This window comes from Bacillus cereus group sp. BfR-BA-01310 (assembly GCF_022664325.1).
Taxonomy (GTDB): Bacteria; Bacillota; Bacilli; order Bacillales; family Bacillaceae_G; genus Bacillus_A; species Bacillus_A paramycoides.
Window position 1 is genome coordinate 476,803 of sequence record NZ_JAKUHD010000002.1, and the last position, 22,798, is coordinate 499,600.

Sequence of the window (22,798 nt, forward strand, 5' to 3'; positions counted from 1 at the left end):
ATACGTATATACTAGAAACGGAATCTATGAAAGAGGTTGATATTAATGAAGCTATTTCTTTCTGCCTTACAATGGGCACTATTTATTTTAGCTGGAAGTCTTATTGTACCAATTAGTGTCGCAACTAGTTACGGTCTTGATGGTGCTGAAGCTATCGCGTTTGTACAAAGGACATTATTTGTTCTCGGTTTTGCCGGTCTCTTACAGGCTATATTCGGTCACAAACTTCCTATTCAAGAAGGCCCTGCAGGCCTTTGGTGGGGAATTTTCTCCCTTTATGCAAGCTTAGGTGTCGTATTATTTGGATCAAGTAATGAAACACTTAAGGTCCTTCAGTACGCTTTCCTATTAAGTGGCATCATTTGTATTATTCTTAGTGTTTTTGGACTTATTGATAAACTAGTTCGTTACTTTACACCGACAGTAATTGGAACGTATTTATTCCTTCTTGTCGCACAACTTAGTGGCTCCTTCTTAAAAGGCATGTTTGGCCTTGATGGACAACATACAGAAGTACAGCCAAAGGTATTTATTCTTTCACTCATTGTTATTTTACTATCTTTTTTCATTATGAAGCTACCTATTATTGGACAATATTCCGTTCTTCTCAGTATCGTCTGCGGCTGGATATTATTCGCGTGCTTCGGATTATCTAATCCAGTAACACCTGTGACAGATATAATTCGTCTTCCATCGCTATTTGTTTTCGGGATGCCCCGCATTGAATGGAACATGGCAATTACAGTAGTTTTCGTCACGCTACTACTTCTAACAAATATGTTAGCAAGTATTCGCGTTGTACAAAAGGTTGTTTCTAAGTATGAAGAAGATGCCGCTTCAGACCGCTTCAAACAAGCTGGCATTATAACAGGAATAAATCAATTACTAGGTGGTCTATTTTCAGCCATTGGTCCTGTTGCCATTTCTGGATCAGCAGGGTTTATCGCAACGACTAATATTTATAAACGCCTCCCATTTATGTTAGGGTCAAGCTTTATTATTCTTGTTAGTATATTCCCAAAGATTACTTCATTCTTTGCAGCAATCCCTGTCGCAGTTGGATATGCTGCAATTTATCCTGTATTTGCAAGCATGATTGGTCTCGCTTTTCGCGAATATGACACTGTACAAAATAAAGAACAATTATTTAAAGTAGCAGGTCTTTCAATCTTTACAGGAATCGGAGTTATGTTCGTTCCAGCAGGAGCTTTTTCTACACTACCACCATTTTTAGCATCATTTTTGAGTAATGGCCTTGTTCTTGGAGCTGTAATGGCTATCTTACTGGAAATACTATTTTCTCGTTCTAACGAAAAACAACTATCGTAAATTGGAAAACTTCCATTATTGCACTCTACCTTTAGAGTTGTTACGATAATAATAAATTATCATGGGCAACACGCTCATGATAATTTATACTAACAATGCAGAACTTCACCTGATTTCATGTGAAGAGGTTCGATGTCTTACTATATATTCCCCAATACCTTCATAAAAATTTATTTCTATTTAAACAAAGAAAGGAATCTTCCATATGACTTATAAAATGATTGTTTTAGATTTAGATGATACTTTATTACGCGATGACCATACAATTTCACCTCGTACGAAAGAGGCTTTAATGACAGCACAAGAGCAAGGAGTTAAAGTTGTACTTGCTTCTGGGCGTCCAACGTTTGGTATGCGCAACGTCGCGAAAGAGCTTCGTTTAGAAGAATACGGTAGCTTTATTCTATCTTTTAACGGCGCAAAAATTATTAACTGTAAAACAAATGAAGAAATCTTTAGTAGTACTCTATCTCCTGAAATCGTTCACAACCTATTTGAAATTAGTAAAGATGAAGACGTTTGGATTCATACTTATATTGGCGATGATATCGTAACAGAAGAAAATAATCCTTATACTGAAATTGAGGGCGAAATTACTGGTATGCCAATTATTGAAGTTGATAATTTCAAGGCTGCAGTCAAAGAACCTGTAGTAAAAGTATTAATGAATAAAGAGGCTGAACGCCTTGTTGAGGTAGAAAAGAAACTACAAAAACAACTAGAAGGTCAATTAAGCGTTATGCGCTCAAAACCATTCTTCTTAGAATTTACTGAGCATGGTGTTACGAAGGGAACGAGCCTAAACCAACTAATCCAAACACTTGGCATTAAACGCGAAGAAGTAATCGCAATGGGTGATAGCTATAACGACCAAGCGATGATTGAATTCGCTGGTCTTGGCGTTGCAATGGGCAATGCACCAGATGATATTAAAGAAATTGCAAACTATGTTACAGATACAAATATGAACGATGGCGTTGCAAAAGTTGTAGAGAAATTCGTACTAAAAAGCGAAGCGCTTGTATAATATTTTCATTCATAAAACCTATTTGAAGTCAAATACTTCAAATAGGTTTTTGTTTAAATTGCCATGCTTTTGTGACTATATTTTGAACTTTGCACTATTCTCGTAGTGTAAACTTTCTTTTTGTATATAATGGAACAAAATAGACTATTTCATTTTGAAAAAGAATACAAATTTACTATATACAAGCATACGTTAAAGGAGGCTATTTCATGTTATCTACACCAATCGGACGATTAAGAGCAATCGGCTTAATTGAGGGGATTTCTTTCCTATTACTATTATTTGTAGCAATGCCGTTAAAATATTTCGCGGGGTTTGCAACAGCTGTTAAAATTACAGGTATGGCTCATGGTGTCTTATTCATACTATTCATCTTTGCGGTAATTCAAGTAACAATCGTACACCGTAAATCAATTTTATGGGCACTTGGCGCACTTGCTGCATCAGTTATCCCATTCGGCACTTTTGTACTAGATGCAAAACTTAAAAATGAACAGTAATAGTAAAAAGGTAGTTAACAATTGTTAGCTACCTTTTTAGCGTTTATATATTTGGAATTTGCCAATCGATTTCTTTTTCATCCCTATTAGATAAAATCTCATTTACTTTAGAGTACGGCTTACTTCCAAAGAAACCACGTCTTGCTGATAATGGACTTGGATGTACGGATTCAATAATATGATGATTCGTATTCGTAATTAACTTTTTCTTCGCCTGTGCATGGCGTCCCCACAATATGAAAATAACTGGCTTTTCACGTTCATTTAGCAGTTCAATCACGCGATCTGTGAAATGCTCCCATCCTTTCCCTTTATGAGAATTTGCCTCACCTTGGCGAACTGTTAATACAGTATTTAATAATAATACTCCTTGCTCTGCCCACTTTACTAAATAACCATTATTCGGAATTTCATAGCCATATTCATCTCGCAGTTCTTTATACATATTTAACAGCGATGGCGGTGTTTTTATACCCGGTTGTACAGAAAAGCTTAAACCATGCGCTTGATTCGGTCCGTGATACGGATCTTGTCCTAAAATAACAACCTTTGTATTTTCATAACTTGTATACTGCAGAGCGTTAAAAATGTCTTCTATCTTTGGATAAATAACATGCGTACTGTACTCTTCTTCCAAAAATCCGGCTAATGTTTGATAATATTCCTTTTCAAATTCTGATGCCAGTAATGAACCCCAATCATTCTGTAAAATATTTTTCATACCTTCACTTCCTATCCAATTAATTCACCATATCTTGTTTTGTAAATACTACGAAAGAAATAATAAGGGAAACTACTGCCCATACGGTTAAATTCATTAAGGAAAACCCCATTGATAACCCTTGTAATGCAGGCAGTTTTCCTGATAAATAATCCGTTAGCGATAAGTTGACACTAAAAATATATTTCGCACCTTCCCAAGACGTTGCAAAAGAACTCAAAATTCCGCCAGCAATTAATGCAGCTAACATAACGCCCATACCAGCTGGTGTATTTCGAATTAACACAGAAACCATAAATGATATAGTTCCTACCACAATAGCAACAAACCAAGCTAGTCCGTACGCCATTAATATGTATTGCCACTGCGGGATAAGATGTACAAAATTCGTATTTAATGTCTCCTTATCAATAACGAATCCTGTTAAAACAGGCAAATTCCATCCTGAGTATCCAAATACAAGCCCCGATAATGCGTAAGCAAACACACCGACAAGAAGCAAGATGAGCGAAATGAAAAATAACATCGTCACATATTTACTAAGGAGTATTTTCCAGCGCCGAATCGGCCTTGTAAGAAGCATTTTCATCGTACCATCACTTCGTTCTCCTGAAACGATATCAATTGCGACAATCATAACGAGCAATGGAATAAATAACGTTATTCCTTGTTCAATAAACGCCCTCACAAATGTCGGGGCTCCTGGTGCAGTCGGATTAATATCATGATCCAAATAATATTGTTGCTGTTCCACCCTCACCTTTAACCAATCACGCCATTCTTCTGGCAACCTTGAGTTGTTCAAACGGTTCTGAGAATCAACAATTTGTTGTTGCAACGATACTTTCCAATCAGTTGTGCCGAGTCTTTTTTGCGTTGTTTCTATTTCACGATACTGGGCGTACACAAAAAGTGGAATCAAAATTGCTAAAATAAGCATGACAACGAAAATACGTTTCTTACGGTAAATCTTTTCTGATTCGTTTAAAACTAGATTCGCAAATTCACGCATGTTGCTCACCCCTTGTGAGTTCAATAAATAAATCTTCTAACGTAAATACGAGCTCTTTAACGCTATGTACATCTATCCCGTTTTCTACAAAACGCTTATTCCAAAAATTAATAGACGTAACATCCATACGACATAGTAAACGCTCATCTTCTATACTAACTTCCCCTATTTCCTCAGCGGCATCTAGCATGTCTTTCGCCTTGGAAATCGGTGTAACAACCCACTCTACACGATCACTCGCCGTTTTGATCAATTCTTCTATAGGTGCAACTGTTATCATTTTCCCTTTATGAATAATAGCGACACGGTCGCATATCATTTGTACTTCACTTAATAGGTGACTCGAAATAAATACACTCATGTTCTCTTCTTTTACAAGCTTATGTATAAATTCTCGCAGTTCTCTAATTCCAGCTGGATCTAAACCGTTCGTCGGTTCATCTAATATAAGTAATTTCGGATTTCCAAGAAGCGCCTGTGCAATTCCGAGACGCTGCTTCATACCGAGGGAATATGTTTTTACCTTATCGTGAATACGCTCGTCTAAATGAACCATTTTCGCAATTTCACTAATACGTTCGTCGGGTATATCACCAAGCATACGCGCAAATTGCTTTAAGTTTTCCCATCCAGTTAAATATGTATAAAGCTCTGGGTTTTCAACGATACTTCCAATTTGACGCATCGCTTCTCTGAAATTTTCCTTAATAGAATAACCACCAACAGATATAGTACCTTCTGTCGCTTTAATAAGTCCGACTAACATTCGAATAGTTGTTGTTTTTCCAGCTCCGTTTGGTCCTAAGAAGCCGAAAACTTCCCCTTGCTTTACATCAAACGAAATGTTTTCTACCAGCGTTTTCTTTCCAATTACCTTCTTCACGTCTCGTACGGAAAGTATCGTCGTCATTTTATCCCTCCTTGTTCTAGTTTTAATTTACTTACAACATTTTGGATTAATCGCTCTGCCATATATGTGTAACCTACTTCATTCGGATGAAAATGATCGGAGTATAATAAATCTTTTCCACGATTTTGGAATAAATCGAATGTAGGTGTAATATATACATTTTTATCATTTAATGCTAACTTCTCTAAAGAAGCATTCCAATCAACAACTATATTCGATGACCCTTTTAAATCTTCTACATCCTCAAAAGGATTGTATAAACCTAACCAAAAAATAGGGCTATCTGTATTTAATTTACGAATTTCTTCTATAATTTTCTTTGCTTCATTTTGAAACGTTTCAGTATCAGGACGATACGTCTCTAAATCTATCTTTCCGAGCGATTCCCATCCTGGGAATAAATCATTTCCTCCAATTGTTAAAACAATTACATCGGCTTGCTTAATTGAATATTGAGCGCCGCTGCTTTCAATTTGTTTTAATAAATCAGGCATTTTCGCACCACTAACTGCTAAGTTGGTTAGTGCAACTTTTTGTTTATAATCTTTTTGTAAATCTTCTTTCATTCGTCCAATATAGCCAATTCCTTCTTTATCACCAACGCCGCGCGTTAACGAATCACCTAAGCTAACTATTTGTAACGTTCCATTTTTCTTCTTTTCTTTCTCCACTACGTCAGTTTTCGTAATTAATTTTGAAGCCTTCGGATTTAATACATCATTCACACCTGAAACAAAACCGTATGCAAATAAACAGAAAGACGCAATTGTAATAAGCAGAATTACTTTTACTAATTTTGATCTCATATCAAAACCCCTTTTAGCCCTCATAGATTGTCCATAATTATACCAAACGAATTTTTGAAAAGCGATTTTCACCCCTTCTCTATTCCGTCGTTTCCCTATCTACCAATTTAGGTAATAACTCTACATGTTTCACATCTATTTCTTCATCATTAATCTTTTCATATAATAGTTCAAATGCTTTTACACCAACGTTTTTACTGGAATGTGAAATCGTCGTAATACCTAATATATCTGCCACCTCTTGATCATCACATCCGATAATCGTAATATCCCCTGGAATACGAATTCCTTGTTTTTTCGCCTCCGTTACCATACCTGCAGCAATATGGTTGCAAGATACGAGAAACGCCGTCGGTTTTACAGGAATATGAGCCCACTCTCGCACTACATCACGCCCATCTTCCACCGTAAAACACCCTTTAAACTTCCAGGCTTCTAACGGTGTTACAGCAATCTGTTGAAGTGAATCCTCATACGCTTGTTTTCTTCTTTGACTATTAATGCTATTACTTCTTCCAATACAATATCCAATACGCGTATGCCCTGCGTCTATTAAGCTTTTCATCCCTTGTGAAAACACTTTATAGTAATCAATATGTACACTCGAAATAAAATTTGAATCTATTTCCTCACACATAACAATCGGACCAAATTTCGTATACTCTTCAAGTTTGTCCTTACTATTTGTTCTTGAACATATAATTACTCCATCAAGTTTTTTCATTTTCAACATATGTAAAATTTCCAACTCTTTTTCTTCACTATAATTCGTTTGGCAAAGCATCATATTATAATTGTTCTTCGCGGTTTCTTTTGATATACCCTCAATAATAGCACTATAATATTGATCATTTACGTGCGGTAATAAAACACCAATTACATTTGTTTTCCCTTTCACTAAATGAATAGCATTTACATTTTGCGTATAATTTAATTCTTCTATAATCTTTAAAATTTCTTTTCGTTTCTGCTCATTTACATACGGATGATCATTAAGTACACGTGAAACAGTTGAAACAGATACCCCAGCAAGTTCAGCGATCTTTCTTATATTAGTCATCTCATTCTCCCCTTTTCGTAAAAATTCTTACTTGACCTGGTAAGCTTTCCACAATATATCCTTTCCTAGCAAATACGTTTAGAAAGGATACACACTATATGCTTCAATTCAAATTAGAATATATATTTTTCATTGGCGGTTTACTCATTCTCTCCATCGGTATTAATATGATGACGACAATTACTTCCTTTGGACTTAGCCCTTATGATTCCTTCTTTATTGCACTATATCAAAATTTCGGGGTAAGTATTGGTTTTTGGATTTTCATGATTAACTTTGTTTTTACACTTATCGTACTCTTTTGGGATAAAAAACAAATTACAATCGGCACGATTGTAACGATGATTCTTATTTCTCTTTTTGTTGATTGGATTGGTTCCATTACAACTATTATGGACTTTATCCGCTCTCTTCCAAAATATATAACACTTATTTGTGGAAATCTATTCGTCGGAGCTGGAATCGGTCTTTACGTCTCTACAAACCTTTGCGCTGCGCCTCAAGAGGCTTTCGTTTTAACTGTTGCCGAGAAGAAAAAATGGACATTCAGAAGAACTGAAATTTCATTAGCTCTTTTATTTTTAACATTAAGCTTCTTATTAGATGGACCAATCTATTTCGGAACAATTATCTTATCCTTTACAACAGGTTGGATTATTCAAGCATTTATACAAGTTGGCACGCAGATTTTAAATAGAAAAAAACCTATTAAGCAAGCTGCTTAATAGGTTTTTTCGTTTTTTTATAGGAAATACTACTTAGCATCTCCTTCAATTCGATAGTTTGCTTTCACACACTCTATTTCTTCATACGATTGCAATGTATGTAGAATGTAATCGTAATCTGCAAGAGAAGCACGATGCGTTACAATTACAATTTCGGCTTTCCCTTTCTCTTCAAGTGGCATTTGAATAATCTTTTCAAAGCTAACACCGCGCTCAGAGAACAAAGATGTAATTTTTGCAAATACACCAATTTCGTCTTTGACATGAAGTCTTAAAAACTTTTTCACAACAATTTCATCTGGCTCTTTTAATACTTTTTTATATTGTGGGGATACGGCACTATTTCCGTTTACACCTAACCTAATATTTTGCATTACAGCAACTAGGTCAGAAACAACAGCTGTCGCTGTCGGTAAGCTTCCTGCTCCCGGTCCATAAAACATCGTTTCTCCTACTGCCTCACCATACACATAGACAGCATTATATTCATTTTGCACTGCTGCAAGAGGATGTGTATTTGGAAGTAAAGTTGGCTCAACTGTAACCTCTAATTTCTCGCCATCTCGCTTTGCAAGACCAATTAATTTAATTGTATATCCTAAGCTCTTACTATATTCAATATCTTCTTCTGTAATAGAAGTAATTCCTTTTACCTTCACATCTCCAAGCTCTACATTTGTAGAGAAACCGAGAGTAGCCAAAATCGTCATTTTTCTTGCTGCATCTAAACCTTCTACGTCTGATGTTGGATCTGCTTCTGCAAATCCAAGCTGTTGGGCTTCTTTTAACACGTCGTTATATGCTCTCCCTTCGTCTGACATTTTCGTCAAAATAAAATTTGTCGTTCCATTTACAATTCCCATTACTTTCGTAATAAGATCTGAAGAAAGCCCCTCTACGATGCTTCTTAAAATCGGAATACCTCCAGCTACACTAGCTTCATAAAACAAATCAGCCTTGTTATCTTTTGCTACCGCCAGCAACTCTGCCCCGTGTAACGCCATTAGATCTTTATTTGCAGTCACAACGTGTTTCCCACTATTTAAAGCTTGTAAAATATATGCTTTTGCATCATCGATTCCACCCATTACTTCGATGACAACATCAATATTAGGATTATCTAAAATTTCACTCGCATTTTGTGTTAATAGAGTAGAAGGTACCTCAACCTCTCTCTCTTTTTCAATATTTTGCACCAACACTTTCGTTACTTTCACTGGACAACCTACTTGGTGTATAAGTCGTTCTTGATGATCTGCAATAATACGAACTACACCACTACCAACTGTCCCAAGACCTAATAACCCCACTTGAATTTCTTTCATAATACTGTCCACCCCTCAAAAATTGTGTTTAGATGCCATTATATAAACAAAACATCTGAAAAACAATGTATTTTGAACATTCGGAAAAATCCAGGTTAATCTTTACCAAGAAAACGCTACCACGTGTTACACAATCATTATTTACAATAGATAAGGGGTTTCTTGATACACGTAATAATTCAACCAATTAGAGAATAATAAATTCCCATGACTCCTCCACCTAACAAGCGGCTTTTCATCTGGATTATTATGTTTAAAATAATTTTTTGGCACATCAATATTTAACCCTTTTTGGCTATCTCGTTCATATTCTTGTTTTAACGTATCACAGCTATATTCACTATGTCCGAGTGCGAAAACTTGCCTTCCCTCTGGCCCAATAACAAGATGAACACCCGCTTCTTCAGAGTTTGCTAATAACGTTAATTCTTTCACCTTTTCAATATCACTCTCTCGTACTTCTGTATGACGAGAATGCGGGGCAAAAAACAATTCATCAAACCCTTGTAACAATTTCACATGTTGCTCGCGAACCTCATGTTCAAACACACCAAACATCTTTTCAGCAAGAGGATATTTCGGAACACCATAGTGATAATACAAACCAGCTTGTGCTCCCCAGCAAATATGAAGCGTAGATGTTACATTCGTTTTTGAATACTCCATAATACGTTCAAGCTCTTCCCAATAATCTACTTCTTCAAAAGAAAGAGTCTCAACTGGTGCTCCTGTAATAATGAGTCCATCAAATCTTTCGTTTTCAATATCACGGAAAGTTTTATAAAAGCTCGTTAAATGTTCCTGTGCTACATTGCGAGATAGATGTGATTCCATATGTAATAAATGAACATCTAATTGTAACGGTGTATTTCCAATTAAACGAAGTAATTGTGCTTCTGTTTCTTGCTTTGTAGGCATTAAATTTAATATGGCAATTTTCAAAGCACGTATATCTTGTGTTTCTGCTCGCTCCTTCGTCATTACAAAAATATTTTCTTCTTGTAATACTTTACGAGCTGGTAAGTCTTTATCAATTATGATCGGCATGTTGTTTGCCTCCGACTAGCGCTGCTTCTAAATCTGCAATAATATCAGAAACATCTTCTATACCGACCGATAAACGAATTAAATCAGATGTAACACCAGCTAAACGTTGAGCTTCTGCACTTAATTGTCTGTGTGTCGTACTAGCGGGATGTATTACACAAGTTCTGGCATCAGCTACATGCGTTACGAGAGTTGCCAGTTTCACACTTGCAATAAATTCTTTTGCCACTTCTAATCCGCCTTTTATACCGAAAGTTAAAACACCACTAGCACCTTTTTTCAAATACTTTTGTGCTAACGAATAATTTTCATTGCTATCTAATCCCGGATAATTCACCCATTCAATACGTTCATGATTAGCAAGCCACTTAGCAACTGCGAGAGCATTTTCACTATGACGCTCCATTCGTAAATGCAATGTTTCCAAGCCAATATTGCTAATATATGCATTGAATGGGCTCATACAGTTTCCATAGTCTCTTAATAATTGAACGCGTGCTTTCACAATATAAGCTGCTGCTCCAAAATTTTGAACATAACTTACGCCGTGATAACTCGGGTCAGGTTCAACAAGCTCAGAATATTTTCCATTTGTCCAATCAAAGTTCCCTCCGTCAATAACAATGCCGCCTAATGAGCTCGCATGACCATCAATATATTTCGTCGTAGAATGAACGATAATATTTGCCCCATGTTCAAACGCTTGGCATAAATAAGGCGTCGCTAATGTATTATCAACGATAAAAGGTACTTCTAATTCTTTTGCCGCTGCTGAAAATTCTTTGAAATTTAAAACGTTCATCGCTGGATTTCCTAATGATTCTGCATAAATGAGCTTCGTCTTATCGTTAGCAAGTGCCGCAATTTCATCGGCCGTTAAATTTGGATTAAAGAACGTAACATCAATACCAAGCTTACGCAAACTCACTCCAAATAAATTAAATGTCCCCCCGTAAACTGTTGAAGAACAAAGTAAATGGTCTCCGCTACTACAAATATTTAAAACTGCGAGCATAATAGCTGCCTGCCCAGAAGCTGTTGCAACAGCCCCTACACCGCCCTCTAAATCTGATAACTTCTGCTCAAATGCAGCTAGCGTAGGATTTCCAATACGCGTATATATATATCCCTCTGCCTCCAAATTAAATAGCGCTGCTAAATCATCTGAAGTATCGTATTTATACGTTGTACTTTGATAAAGTGGCAAAACACGTGGTTCACCATTCTTTGGCGTATAGCCACCTTGCACACAAATAGTTCCTTTCCCCCATGATTCTCCCATCTCTCGTTCTCCTTTCTTTTATGAAAAATAAAAAAACTGCCCCTTTCCTGAAAACAAGAAAGGAGCAGTTTGAAAACACGCTCTAAAGGCTCTTTCTTATCTCTCAGGATTATTACCTGCAGGATTTGGCACAATTCCGTTATACGGCTGTTGCCAAGGTTTCATCGGGCCTGTCCCTCCACCTTTTCTTGATAAGACTATGCAATTAACGTTGATTTTATAGCAATAATTTCCTGATGTCAAATGGTTTTTCTGAATGTTCTAAATTAAATGTCGGAAATTTAATATAAATAACAAAAGAAATATATTCCATGTTCATATGAAAAATACCTTTCAAAAACTCGAATCACTATATACACTTAAATAAGCACTTTAACCGTGCAGACTTCAAATTCTCATGAAATCGCATTGTATAAATTGAATAAGCCGACCTCTCAAAAAGATACTATATATATTCAATTCATTTCATACCAGCATATCTAACCCTTTCTATATCAAAACTTACATAACGGAGGTATAACATGACAAATAAAAAGGACATGAACTATATACTCGTCCTATATGGCATTCTTCTAGGCTCTATAGTAGGAGCTACAGTCTGGCTATTTTTAGTTACAATAAATTTCGGAATCCACTTTATTTGGGGATACTTACCTAAAGTATTTTCTTCTCCCCCTTATTACACCATTTGTGTAACAATAATCGGTGGTATTCTCGTTGGTTTAACACAAAAATACTTCGGTACATATCCACGTCTTATGCCGGAAGTCATGGCTGAATATAAAAAAACAGGGCGAATTGAATACCGTTTTGTACATAAAGCTACTTTAACCGCGATTATCGTTTTAATATTTGGAGCTAGTCTAGGTCCGGAAGCAGCGCTTGTTGGAATTATCGGTGGACTTTGCACATGGGTAGGGGATCGCTTTAAGTTCGCTTTAAAGGGCATGAATGAACTAACAGAGGTTGGAATTGGTGCTACTTTAAGTGTCATTTTCAATGCACCATTATTCGGTTATTTAGCTCCGAATGAGAATGAGGGTGAGGGTGAACAAATTGCTGAGTTTTCTAAGGGAAAAAAAGCAATCGTATATTTAGCTACCACTTTTGCTGGATTTTCCGTTTATTTATTGCTTAGTAAGTTAGATAATCGTGGATCTTTTATTGTTAATTTTGGAGAAGGTTCTCTTTCTCTCAATGAATGGATCGCCTTTCTACCACTTGCAAGTATCGGTGCCATGGTCGGTTTCCTTTATTTCAAATTAGAGTTTACATTAGAGAAAGTAATTCATCCTTTCCGAGAATACAAACTATCACTTGGAATTATCGGTGGTATTTTATTAGGAATTGTAGGAACAGTTCTCCCATATACATTATTCTCAGGGGAACATCAGTTAAAAGATTTAGTCGTTGAATGGAGCCATTTATCTTTTTGGGTATTACTTCTTTCAGGAGTTTTAAAATTATGCATTACTGCCGTTTGTTTAAATACGGGGTGGCGTGGCGGACATATTTTCCCCATTATATTTGCTGGATCAAGTATTGGATATGCTATAGCTTCTATTGCCCCTATAGATCCAATAGCTTCTGTAGCCATCGTAACGACAGCTATTTCAAGCTATGCATTAAGAAAACCAATAGCTATAACATTACTATTACTCATGTTTTTCCCGCTCAATTTATTATTACCAATGCTCGGGGCGGCGGCCATTGGTAATGCATTTCCGCTTCCTAAACATAATGAAGCTACAAACTAATATAAATAGGCAGTGGGGACAAAATCTCCACTGCCTATTTATATTACACAAGCTTCTTTAATAGTACGTATAACTCTTCAAAATTATGTACCTCATACGTTGGCACAATCCCATTTTCATTTGATTTCTTTTCTGGATTAAACCAACAAGTATCGATTCCCGCCAAATATCCGCCTTTAATATCGGCACTTAACGAATCCCCAATAATAAGTCCTTCTTCAGAAACGAAATTAGGAATGCGTTCAAAAACATAATCAAAATACTCTTTCATTGGCTTTTGGAAGCCCGTATCTTCAGAAACGAAAATATCTTTAAATTTTGAATGTATTCCTGCATTACGCAGACGCTTATCTTGTGTTTTTGAAGCACCATTCGTCACGATATATAAATCATACTCACTTTGAATATTTTGTATAAATTCAAAGGCCCCTTGTATAAGTTGATTACCTTCTTCTAAATAACTACGATAATTATTTTCAAATAATATCCCATCTACTTCTTGACCATACTCTTTAAACAAAATTGAAAACCGTGTATTTACGACTTCATCACGGTTTATTTCGCCTTCTTCAAAAGCATCCCAAAGACTTTTATTAATTTTTTTATAATGCGCTTCAACCTCGCTAGTTAGAGGAATCCCTTTCTCTTCAAAAAGCATACGTAATGCCACTTTCTCCGCCTTCCGGAAATCTAACAATGTATCATCTACATCAAACAACAATGTTTTATATTTTTTCATAAGCCCTTCACACTCTCTTTTCTACAAAAACAAATTTAAATAAATCGTATCATTCTTTCTTGTAAAAATAATAGGAGATATCTCATACTAAATATGAGGTGAAAACATGAAAATCAGCAAAAATAGCGAAGAAATCTCTCATTACATGCAAACTTACAACTTCCACACTCTTTTTTCTTTTGATGTCTTACCATATGCCGAACTACATTCCTTTCAAAAGAAAGAAAGGATATGTAATGAAGGTGCTGATTTCCCTTATCTTTATTACTTAATTTCTGGGAAAGCGAAAATATATATGAGTCACAAAAACGGGAGGGTCTCCTTAATTAACTTTATTCAAGCACCTTCGTTCATTGGGGAATTAGGATTAATTGACGTAGAATCCGTTACGAAGGCGGTTGAGGTAATCGACGATTGTATTTGCTTAGCCCTTCCTCTTAAAAATTGTCAGCATCTTTTATTGCAAGATGCTACCTTTTTACAGAAACTATGCAAATTTATTGGCGAAAAAACAATTATCCGAACAGAAAGTTACGCCAAAAACTATAGTTATCCGTTCGAAAATCGATTAGCTGCGTTTATTCTATTAACGGAACAAAATAATTGCTATACCGAAAAACATACCGAGGCCTCAGAATACTTAAACGTCAGTTACCGGCATCTTCTATACGTATTAAACCAGTTTTGCCAGCAAAATTATTTAAAAAAAGAAGGGCGCACCTATTACATACACGATCGAATTCAATTAGAAAAACTTGCTAATGAACTTAAAGCATGAAAAACAGCATTAACGTTTATGTTAATGCTGTTTTTTCGAGTGACGATTATAATTTTAATTAAAATTTACTTGCTACTTTAGCTGCTTCTTCAAGACCTGTTGTAATGATCTCTTCTGCTTTATCTGGGAATTGGTTATGTCCTTCAATAACTACTGTTTCCATGTTTGTTGCACCGAAGAAGCCCATCATGCTTGCTACATATTTAACAGCCATTTCTACTTCAGCTGCTGGTCCTTCAGAATATACGCCGCCACGTGCATTTAATAACGCAATTTTCTTATCTCCAATAAGTCCAACTGGACCTTCTGGTGTATATTTAAACGTTTTACCAGCACGGTTTAAATAATCAATATACGTGTGTAATACGGCTGGAATCGTTAAGTTCCATAATGGGAAACCGAAAACTACTTTATCAGCTTCTAAGAATTGATTTAAATACTTATCAGCAACTGCTACTGCTTTTGCTTCTTCGTCTGTTAAATCAAATCCTTTACCAGCTTTGAATGTACCATTAATCATGTCTACGCCTACATATGGTAATTCTTCTTTATATAAATCAAGTTCTACTACTGTATCATTTGGATGTGCTTCTTTATAGCTTGCTAAAAATGCCTCATATAATTTCACACTAACTGCTTGGTCCGCTGGGCGGTTGTTTGCTTTTACAAATAAAACTGTTGCCATGATTCTTCTCCTCCTACTACTCACTCTTACGTTGTATATATTACTTACGAAAAAGGGTTACTCCCTTGTAATTGTTGTTGCTTACAAATACATTTTATCTTTATATCAAGACAATTTCGTCCTCACATAGACGTATTTTTCCATAAAAAAAGTCCACCTTCTAAAGGCGAACTAGGTCTTACGACTTTAGTCTTATACAATTCCATTTTTCACTGCATATAATGCTGCTTGTGTGCGATCGGATAAATTTAACTTACTCAAAATACTACTTACATGAGCTTTAACCGTTTTTTCGGTAATAACTAAAACCGAAGCGATTTCTTTATTACTCATCCCTTTCGCTAATAGCTGCAATACTTCATTTTCCCTTGCCGTTAGTACATCTACATGAACGAAAGATTCTTCCTCTTTCTCTTCTTGAGGTAATGTTTGAGAGAGAAGAGCATTTGCTATATCGGGATGTAATTGAATGTTACCTTTATACGCACTTCGAATAGCTTCAACAAGCTGATCTGGTTCTACATCTTTTAAAATATAGCCACTTGCCCCAGCTTTTAATGCTGGCAATACATGTGCTTGATCCGAAAAACTAGTTAATACAATTACTTTCACATTTGGATATTCTTTTTTAATGCAAGCTGTCGCCTCAATCCCATCCATCTCAGGCATATATAAATCCATTAATACGACATCTGGATTCGTTTCGCCTACTTTCACTAACGCCTCTTTTCCATTATTCGCTTCCCCAACTAATTCAAAATCTTCCTGCGTACTTAGAAAAAATGCTAATCCTTTTAAAACAACTGTATGATCATCAACTAACAATACTTTTATTTTCACAAACTTCCCTCATTTTCACGTCATAATGGTACATTTACTTTTACACTTGTTCGTTTTTTGCTGCTTGCAATTTTAATCGTCCCACCAACTAATTCTACTCTTTCATGCATCGTAGTCATACCAAGCGATTTTTTCTCTTTTACATCCTCTTCTACAAATCCATTTCCTTGATCGACTATTTCTAATGATACATTCTTCTCCGTCACTTTGAAATAAATTGTCGCTTCGCTTACATTGGCATGCTTACTTACGTTATTTAAAGCTTCTTGTCCAATTCGCCATAGCGCTTCTTCTACTACACGCGGCAAATCACGCACACCTGTAACTTGTTCCCGAATTTTTAATCCTAAACTTTCACCGTAGTGCTTTAAAGCTGGTAATAATCCTTTCTCTAATCCCGCTGGACGAAGTTGCCAAATTAATGTCCGCATTTCTTTTAAGGCACCTTGTGCTAATCCACGCATCTCATACAAAGACTGATCTACCTTTTCATTTTGCCCCTTTAAGACCGCCTCAGCGCCTTTCGTCATAAAGGTTAATGAAAATAACTTTTGCGAAACAGAATCGTGTAAATCTCTAGCTAATCGATTACGTTCTTCCATTCGTACAAGTTCACGGCGTTTCTCATTTAATCTTAAGTTCTCTATTATTAATGAAATATGATTTGCTAACGCTTGTACAACATCTATCGTATTTATATCAAATTCCCCATTATTAGAACTTACACTTAGCACGCCAAATATATGATTTTGAATATGTATTGGAATAGCAATAACTGCCCTATTAGGATGTACCATATTACCAACCTGACGCTTCAGCAAGACAGACTCCTCTTTTTCCAATGCTTCCCGTGCTGACGCCTTCATATCATCTTGTAGTTCACCCATCTTATAAGAAGCTCTCACAGTTAGTTCATTTTCTTCTCTAATAAAGAACACGACTTGCTCCCATAGAAATAAACTCCCTACTTGCTTTACAACTTCCTCAGGCAATGTATTAAATCTATGAATCGCTCTTAAAGCTTGAATAAAGCGTTCTAACTTTACATAATAATGAGCTCTTCTCTTTTCATTTTCATACAATTTTGTGCGCTTTAAAGCTGTTCCAATTTGAAATGCAACTGATTGTAATAGTACTAATTCTTCTTCTGAAAAATGTGTTTTACCTGGGCTAGCCACATTTAATACGCCAAATTCGTCTTCACCTGCTTTCAGCGGTACAGTCGCATGATGTACAATCCCTTCTGTATCTCCCCAGTTGTATTCAATTGCATTATTTATTCTCTTACATTCAATAATATTAACCGCTCGCTCTAATTTCCCTTCCACAAAGCTGTGTAGGCACCAACAATTCCCTTCGCACATCGGTCGTTTATTTTCGAATGTCAGTGCCTCCGGTAAGTGATAATCAATTAACTTCGTATATCTACCGTTTTCATCCGCAAGAAAAATCCACCCTGTTGTTAAACCAGTTACATTTAATAATTTTTCCAGCACAGCCTGAAGTACGTGATATGTATCATTTGAGGTATTCAACGTTTCTGCAATCTCTTTTAATATAACTAATTCATTTGTACGATTCTCTTGAAACATCCTTCGTCTCCTACATACAAGATTTTAAATAGTACTTAACATAAATCATCTACTTTTCACTTTGTACTTATTCGTAACATTGATATAATAGTGAAAACGTAGTTTTCATTATATCACCTAAGGGGGCTTTCCTAATGACATTAAACAAAGCACTTACAATCGCTGGTTCTGATACAAGTGGCGGTGCTGGTATACAAGCCGATTTAAAAACATTCCAAGAACTTGGCGTATACGGAATGACATCTCTTACGACAATCGTAACAATGGATCCACATAACGGTTGGGCACATAACGTATTCCCAATCCCAGCTTCTACATTAAAACCACAATTAGAAACAACAATTGAAGGCGTTGGCGTAGATGCTTTAAAAACAGGTATGCTTGGATCGGTAGAAATTATTGAAATGGTTGCGAAAACAATTGAAAAGCACAATTTCAAAAACGTAGTAGTTGATCCTGTTATGGTATGTAAAGGGGCAGATGAAGCGTTACATCCTGAAACAAATGACTGCTTACGTGACGTTCTTGTTCCAAAAGCATTAGTTGTTACTCCAAACTTATTTGAAGCATATCAATTAAGTGGTGTGAAAATTAATTCTCTTGAGGACATGAAAGAAGCTGCAAAGAAAATCCATGCTTTAGGTGCTAAATACGTACTAATTAAAGGTGGTAGCAAATTAGGCACAGAAACTGCTATTGATGTGTTATATGACGGCGAAACATTCGATCTTCTAGAATCCGAAAAGATTGATACGACAAATACACACGGTGCAGGTTGTACATATTCTGCTGCAATTACAGCAGAGCTTGCAAAAGGAAAAACTGTGAAAGAAGCAGTCAAAACTGCAAAAGAATTCATCACAGCTGCAATTCGTCATTCATTCAAAATTAACGAATATGTAGGACCAACACATCACGGTGCTTACCGCAAATTCGTTGCACCGAAAGAACTTGTCTAAATAAAGCTACCCATTAATAACTTTAAAAGTATATTAAAACCCACAGGAAATTTATTCTCCCTGTGGGTTTTAATCATTTACAAGGGTATTTGAGAGAAACCAACTTCTCTCCCCTCATCCTTATGATGCCGCACTAACCTTATTTCTACCATTTCTTTTTGAATAGTATAATGCGTCATCAGCTAATTGAATAAATTGCTCGGGTGATTTTTCATACTCAGAAACCCCAACTGAAACTGTAATTTTAATTTCTTCCCCACTTAACAATTGGAAGGAATATCTTTCAACAGCTAGACGAATTTATTCCCCTATACGAGTTCCATATGCCAACCCCTTTTTTGGTAATAACAGGGCAAACTCCTCGCCACCCTTTCGAAAAACCAAGTTTGAGAATGGTGCATTCTCTAGTAAAATATGCCCCACTTGTTTTAATACCTCATCCCCAGCCGGATGACCATACGTATCATTTACATACTTAAAGTGATCAATATCAATAAGTAATAAGCAAAGTGAATCATTTTTCATATGTTTGTTACCAATATGACGATTCATCTCTAAATCAAATTGTCTTACATTTCCTAGACCTGTTAATGCGTCCATCGTTGCATACTGCTTCATCGTTTGAAATAATTCATTCGATTGCAATACGTAGCTTGCACTTACAAATGTGATGTATGCCGCAACAATACTACAAACTAAATATAATACCACTACGGATATATCCTTAAATAAAATAGAAAGTGGTATTGTTAAAATAGACAAACTGTACACATTAAACCATACCCATTTTGTGAATACAGAAACTTTCATCCGCCAAATGAAGATAATACCAATCCCTATTGCCACGATAGTATAGCAAGCTAATTCAGAGGCTAAAGAGTACTCAGTAAAAAATAGCCGAGTGATTAAAATAATAGTAACTGTTATACTACTGGCTATCGGACCTCCAATTATAATTGCCAAAATAACAGCTAAATAACGTAAATCCAACATAATATCTTCAATATGTACACCAAAATGCATCAATAATATACTTAGTATTCCAGTAAAAATACCGACCACACATTTTTGTCCAAAAGAGAATTCCTCTTTTAATGACTTATCTCTTAAAAGCTGACCACCTACAAAGATAAAGGAAAGAATAATTGTCATATTTACAAATAGATCTCTGAACATAAATAATCTCCCTACTTTTACTTTTCCATCTATCCCCTTCTATATTTTATTGTATTACGAAATCCCTATAATTCCCAAAGTTTTTTATTTTGTTGTTCCACGTGGAACAACAAAATAAAAAAGGGACGAAATTTCGCCCCTTCCATTAACAACATCGTGATATTTTTCCGCCTTTTGCATTAAATCTAGCTTCTTGTGCCTCAGCAAAAAATTGTTTTTGACATAGAATTTTCTCTTCTGGATGATGTACTTTCATATGATTTACATATGTTTCATAACTTGGAACTCCGACAAGTAAACTAATAAATTGTTTTCTCTTTCCCCATACCTTCCGTAATCTTTTAAGCATAGTTCCTCGACTCACTTTCATCTCTTGGAATATATGGTGCCTCTTTTAACGGCATTGGCTTATTTCTTAATACTTGAATCCAAATTCGAAGTGCAGAAATTAATACAGCAATTACAACTATCATAAAAATCCCACAAAGCGTTGCATCAATATAGTCATTAAAAATAATTTGTTTCATTTGTGCAACGTTTTTAGCTGGAGCTAATACCTTCCCATCATCTAATGCTCCTTGGAACACTTTCGCATGGGATAGGAACCCTATTTTAGGATTTTCATGAAATAACTTTTGATAACCAGCTGTCATCGTTACAATCAGTAATCCTACAGTCGGAATAAGCGTTACCCAAACGTATGCCTTTTTCCCCATTTTGAATAAAATTGTCGTTCCAAGTAATAATGCAATCCCCGCTAACATTTGATTTGCAATACCGAAAAGTGGCCATAGCGTATTAATTCCACCGAGAGGATCGACTACCCCTTGGTATAAGAAGTACCCCCAGCCTAGTACGCATATCGTTGTAGCAACCACATTCGCTAATGTAGAATCTGTTTTCGCAAACGGCTTATATACATGGCCTAAAATATCTTGAATCATAAATCGACCTACACGTGTTCCAGCATCAATCGTTGTTAAAATAAATAGTGCTTCAAAAAGAATAGCAAAATGATACCAAAATGCCATCATCGCCGTTCCACCTATTACTTGTGAAAATATATGTGCCATACCAATTGCTAATGTTGGTGCGCCACCTGTACGTGATAAAATAGTCTGTTCTCCGACGTTAACAGCAAGTTCTTTTAATTCATTCGGTGTAATAGCAAATCCCCAGGAAGAAATAACTTGAGCCGCTTGTGATACATCTGTTCCGATTAGTGCTGCTGGACTATTGATTGCAAAATAAGTTCCTGGTGTTAATACACAAGCTGCAATCATAGCCATCGCTGCTACAAATGATTCCATTAACATTGCCCCATAACCAATTGGTTGTGCATGCCCTTCTTGCTCAATCATTTTCGGCGTCGTACCTGATGAAACGAGAGCATGGAATCCGGAGACAGCACCGCAAGCTATTGTAATAAATAAAAACGGAAATAAATTCCCAGAGAAAACAGGGCCTGTTCCATCAATAAATTGAGACACTGCCGGCATCTTCAAATCTGGAGCTACAATTAAAATACCAATTGCTAATCCAACAATCGTTCCTACTTTTAAAAATGTACTTAAATAATCACGTGGTGCAAGGAGCATCCAAACTGGTAATGCCGATGCAATGAATCCATATACAATAAGCATAATAGCAATTGTTTCACCACTAAAAGTAAACATACTTGCAAGCGTTGGATTTTCCGCTACATACTGCCCTCCAATAAGAGATAGGACTAGTAGAACAATACCAATTACTGATCCTTCCCCTACTCGCCCTGGTCTAATGTAACGCATGTAAACTCCCATTAAAATAGCAATTGGAATCGTTGCTGCGATTGTAAACATTCCCCATGGGCTTCCAACAAGTGCCTTCACAACTACTAAAGCTAATACTGCTAATAAAATTATCATAATACCTAAAATACCAATCATTGCAATTAACCCTGTAACAGGACCAATCTCATCTTTAATCATTTCCCCTAATGATTTACCATTACGTCTCATTGAAGCAAATAAAATTACAAAATCTTGTACAGCTCCAGCGATAACTACCCCAACAATAATCCAAATTGTCCCAGGTAAATATCCCATCTGCGCCGCCAAAATTGGTCCTACTAAAGGACCTGCCCCAGCAATCGCTGCAAAGTGATGTCCGAATAAAACCCATTTATTTGTCGGAACATAATCCTTCCCATCATTTAACGTATGAGCAGGTGTTTGCCTATTATTATCTAGGCCAAAAACTTTCCTTGCTATAAATCTACTATAAAAGCGATAAGCAATCGCATACACTGATACAGCAGCAACTAATAGCCATACAGCATTAATTGTCTCACCTTGTGATAAAGCTATTACACCAAAAGCAGATGCTCCTAGTGCTGCAATAACTCCCCAAAGTAAAATTGATTTCAATGTTTTCACATACAATCCCCCCATTACTACTTCTTAGAGGAGATTGTACTAAATTTTCTGAATATTTAACTTAAATCCTCCCTATCATGAAGGATTTTTAGGTTATTATGTTAAAATTCT

At 36.0% G+C, this 22,798-nt stretch carries 21 protein-coding genes, 1 pseudogene and 1 riboswitch; of the genes and pseudogenes, 7 read left to right on the top strand and 15 right to left on the bottom strand.

The window, feature by feature from the left end:
- Positions 1-45 precede the first annotated feature (45 nt).
- The 3 genes from MR109_RS07460 (at position 46) to MR109_RS07470 (ending at position 2,856) form a co-directional block, all read left to right on the top strand.
- Entirely contained in the window at positions 46-1,329 is a 1,284-nt protein-coding gene (locus tag MR109_RS07460; RefSeq protein WP_242271561.1) for a purine/pyrimidine permease, read from the top strand.
- Between the two features lie 205 nt (positions 1,330-1,534).
- Complete coding sequence (locus tag MR109_RS07465; RefSeq protein WP_025147002.1) at positions 1,535-2,356, top strand: Cof-type HAD-IIB family hydrolase; 822 nt, start codon at positions 1,535-1,537, stop codon at positions 2,354-2,356.
- Positions 2,357-2,565: 209 nt separating this feature from the next.
- Positions 2,566-2,856, top strand: coding sequence for a DUF3817 domain-containing protein (locus MR109_RS07470; RefSeq protein ID WP_002174427.1), 291 nt, complete (start codon positions 2,566-2,568; stop codon positions 2,854-2,856).
- A 43-nt stretch (positions 2,857-2,899) separates the two neighbouring features.
- On the opposite strand, the gene MR109_RS07475 is transcribed toward MR109_RS07470, so the two are convergent.
- From MR109_RS07475 to MR109_RS07495, 5 genes are read right to left on the bottom strand one after another with little or no spacing between them, the layout of a single operon-like run.
- The gene (locus MR109_RS07475; RefSeq protein ID WP_242271569.1) at positions 2,900-3,577 is read right to left on the bottom strand and encodes a uracil-DNA glycosylase; all 678 of its coding nucleotides are present in this window, start codon (positions 3,575-3,577) and stop codon (positions 2,900-2,902) included.
- 19 nt (positions 3,578-3,596) lie between these two features.
- Positions 3,597-4,589: an ABC transporter permease gene (locus tag MR109_RS07480; RefSeq protein ID WP_002174429.1), complete on the bottom strand. Its 993-nt coding sequence runs from the start codon at positions 4,587-4,589 to the stop codon at positions 3,597-3,599.
- On the bottom strand, positions 4,582-5,499 hold the full coding sequence (locus MR109_RS07485) for an ABC transporter ATP-binding protein (RefSeq protein ID WP_242271570.1): 918 nt from the start codon (positions 5,497-5,499) through the stop codon (positions 4,582-4,584). Before MR109_RS07485 ends, MR109_RS07480 begins: the two co-directional genes overlap by 8 nt.
- Positions 5,496-6,377 carry an SGNH/GDSL hydrolase family protein gene (locus MR109_RS07490; RefSeq protein WP_141548796.1) on the bottom strand — a complete coding sequence of 294 codons (882 nt, stop codon included), beginning with the start codon at positions 6,375-6,377 and terminating at the stop codon, positions 5,496-5,498. Before MR109_RS07490 ends, MR109_RS07485 begins: the two co-directional genes overlap by 4 nt.
- A 7-nt stretch (positions 6,378-6,384) precedes the next feature.
- On the bottom strand, positions 6,385-7,365 hold the full coding sequence (locus tag MR109_RS07495) for a LacI family DNA-binding transcriptional regulator (protein ID WP_048374944.1): 981 nt from the start codon (positions 7,363-7,365) through the stop codon (positions 6,385-6,387).
- Positions 7,366-7,463: 98 nt separating this feature from the next.
- Between MR109_RS07495 and MR109_RS07500 the strand changes: the two genes are divergently transcribed.
- Positions 7,464-8,090: a YczE/YyaS/YitT family protein gene (locus tag MR109_RS07500; RefSeq protein ID WP_048374946.1), complete on the top strand. Its 627-nt coding sequence runs from the start codon at positions 7,464-7,466 to the stop codon at positions 8,088-8,090.
- A gap of 29 nt (positions 8,091-8,119) precedes the next feature.
- Here MR109_RS07500 and MR109_RS07505 read toward each other — a convergent pair whose 3' ends face one another.
- The 3 genes from MR109_RS07505 to MR109_RS07515 form a co-directional block, all read right to left on the bottom strand.
- Positions 8,120-9,415, bottom strand: a complete 1,296-nt coding sequence (locus MR109_RS07505; RefSeq protein WP_242271572.1) for a homoserine dehydrogenase — start codon at positions 9,413-9,415, stop codon at positions 8,120-8,122.
- 141 nt (positions 9,416-9,556) lie between these two features.
- Positions 9,557-10,462 (bottom strand): homoserine O-acetyltransferase MetA, encoded by a 906-nt coding sequence (metA, locus tag MR109_RS07510; protein WP_048374948.1) that lies wholly within the window; start codon positions 10,460-10,462, stop codon positions 9,557-9,559.
- Positions 10,446-11,744 carry a bifunctional O-acetylhomoserine aminocarboxypropyltransferase/cysteine synthase gene (locus tag MR109_RS07515; protein WP_098303676.1) on the bottom strand — a complete coding sequence of 433 codons (1,299 nt, stop codon included), beginning with the start codon at positions 11,742-11,744 and terminating at the stop codon, positions 10,446-10,448. Before MR109_RS07515 ends, metA begins: the two co-directional genes overlap by 17 nt.
- A gap of 93 nt (positions 11,745-11,837) precedes the next feature.
- A riboswitch (SAM riboswitch) is annotated at positions 11,838-11,942 on the bottom strand.
- A 323-nt stretch (positions 11,943-12,265) separates the two neighbouring features.
- Between MR109_RS07515 and MR109_RS07520 the strand changes: the two genes are divergently transcribed.
- Positions 12,266-13,501, top strand: a complete 1,236-nt coding sequence (locus MR109_RS07520; protein WP_098473515.1) for a chloride channel protein — start codon at positions 12,266-12,268, stop codon at positions 13,499-13,501.
- A gap of 43 nt (positions 13,502-13,544) precedes the next feature.
- Here the strand turns inward: MR109_RS07520 and MR109_RS07525 are convergent, their stop codons facing one another.
- Positions 13,545-14,240: a YjjG family noncanonical pyrimidine nucleotidase gene (locus MR109_RS07525; protein ID WP_242271573.1), complete on the bottom strand. Its 696-nt coding sequence runs from the start codon at positions 14,238-14,240 to the stop codon at positions 13,545-13,547.
- A 106-nt stretch (positions 14,241-14,346) separates the two neighbouring features.
- On the opposite strand from MR109_RS07525, the gene MR109_RS07530 reads away from it, so the two are divergent.
- Positions 14,347-15,018 carry a transcriptional regulator YeiL gene (locus tag MR109_RS07530; RefSeq protein ID WP_071719633.1) on the top strand — a complete coding sequence of 224 codons (672 nt, stop codon included), beginning with the start codon at positions 14,347-14,349 and terminating at the stop codon, positions 15,016-15,018.
- A 58-nt stretch (positions 15,019-15,076) separates the two neighbouring features.
- On the opposite strand, the gene MR109_RS07535 is transcribed toward MR109_RS07530, so the two are convergent.
- From MR109_RS07535 to MR109_RS07545, 3 genes are all read right to left on the bottom strand, one after another.
- Positions 15,077-15,703, bottom strand: coding sequence for an FMN-dependent NADH-azoreductase (locus MR109_RS07535; protein WP_071719632.1), 627 nt, complete (start codon positions 15,701-15,703; stop codon positions 15,077-15,079).
- A 192-nt stretch (positions 15,704-15,895) separates the two neighbouring features.
- The gene (locus tag MR109_RS07540; RefSeq protein ID WP_025146989.1) at positions 15,896-16,543 is read right to left on the bottom strand and encodes a response regulator; all 648 of its coding nucleotides are present in this window, start codon (positions 16,541-16,543) and stop codon (positions 15,896-15,898) included.
- A 20-nt stretch (positions 16,544-16,563) separates the two neighbouring features.
- Positions 16,564-18,135 carry a GAF domain-containing sensor histidine kinase gene (locus MR109_RS07545; RefSeq protein ID WP_242271574.1) on the bottom strand — a complete coding sequence of 524 codons (1,572 nt, stop codon included), beginning with the start codon at positions 18,133-18,135 and terminating at the stop codon, positions 16,564-16,566.
- A 134-nt stretch (positions 18,136-18,269) separates the two neighbouring features.
- Between MR109_RS07545 and pdxK the strand changes: the two genes are divergently transcribed.
- Complete coding sequence (gene pdxK / locus MR109_RS07550; protein WP_002174443.1) at positions 18,270-19,094, top strand: pyridoxine/pyridoxal/pyridoxamine kinase; 825 nt, start codon at positions 18,270-18,272, stop codon at positions 19,092-19,094.
- Between the two features lie 120 nt (positions 19,095-19,214).
- Here pdxK and MR109_RS07555 read toward each other — a convergent pair.
- The 3 genes and pseudogenes from MR109_RS07555 to cstA all read right to left on the bottom strand — a co-directional run bounded on the left by MR109_RS07555 (position 19,215) and on the right by cstA (position 22,687).
- Positions 19,215-20,270, bottom strand: a pseudogene (locus MR109_RS07555) (GGDEF domain-containing protein).
- Positions 20,271-20,415: 145 nt separating this feature from the next.
- On the bottom strand, positions 20,416-20,619 hold the full coding sequence (locus MR109_RS07560) for a YbdD/YjiX family protein (protein WP_048374963.1): 204 nt from the start codon (positions 20,617-20,619) through the stop codon (positions 20,416-20,418).
- Positions 20,612-22,687, bottom strand: a complete 2,076-nt coding sequence (cstA, locus tag MR109_RS07565; RefSeq protein WP_071719629.1) for a carbon starvation protein CstA — start codon at positions 22,685-22,687, stop codon at positions 20,612-20,614. Before cstA ends, MR109_RS07560 begins: the two co-directional genes overlap by 8 nt.
- Positions 22,688-22,798 lie beyond the last annotated feature (111 nt).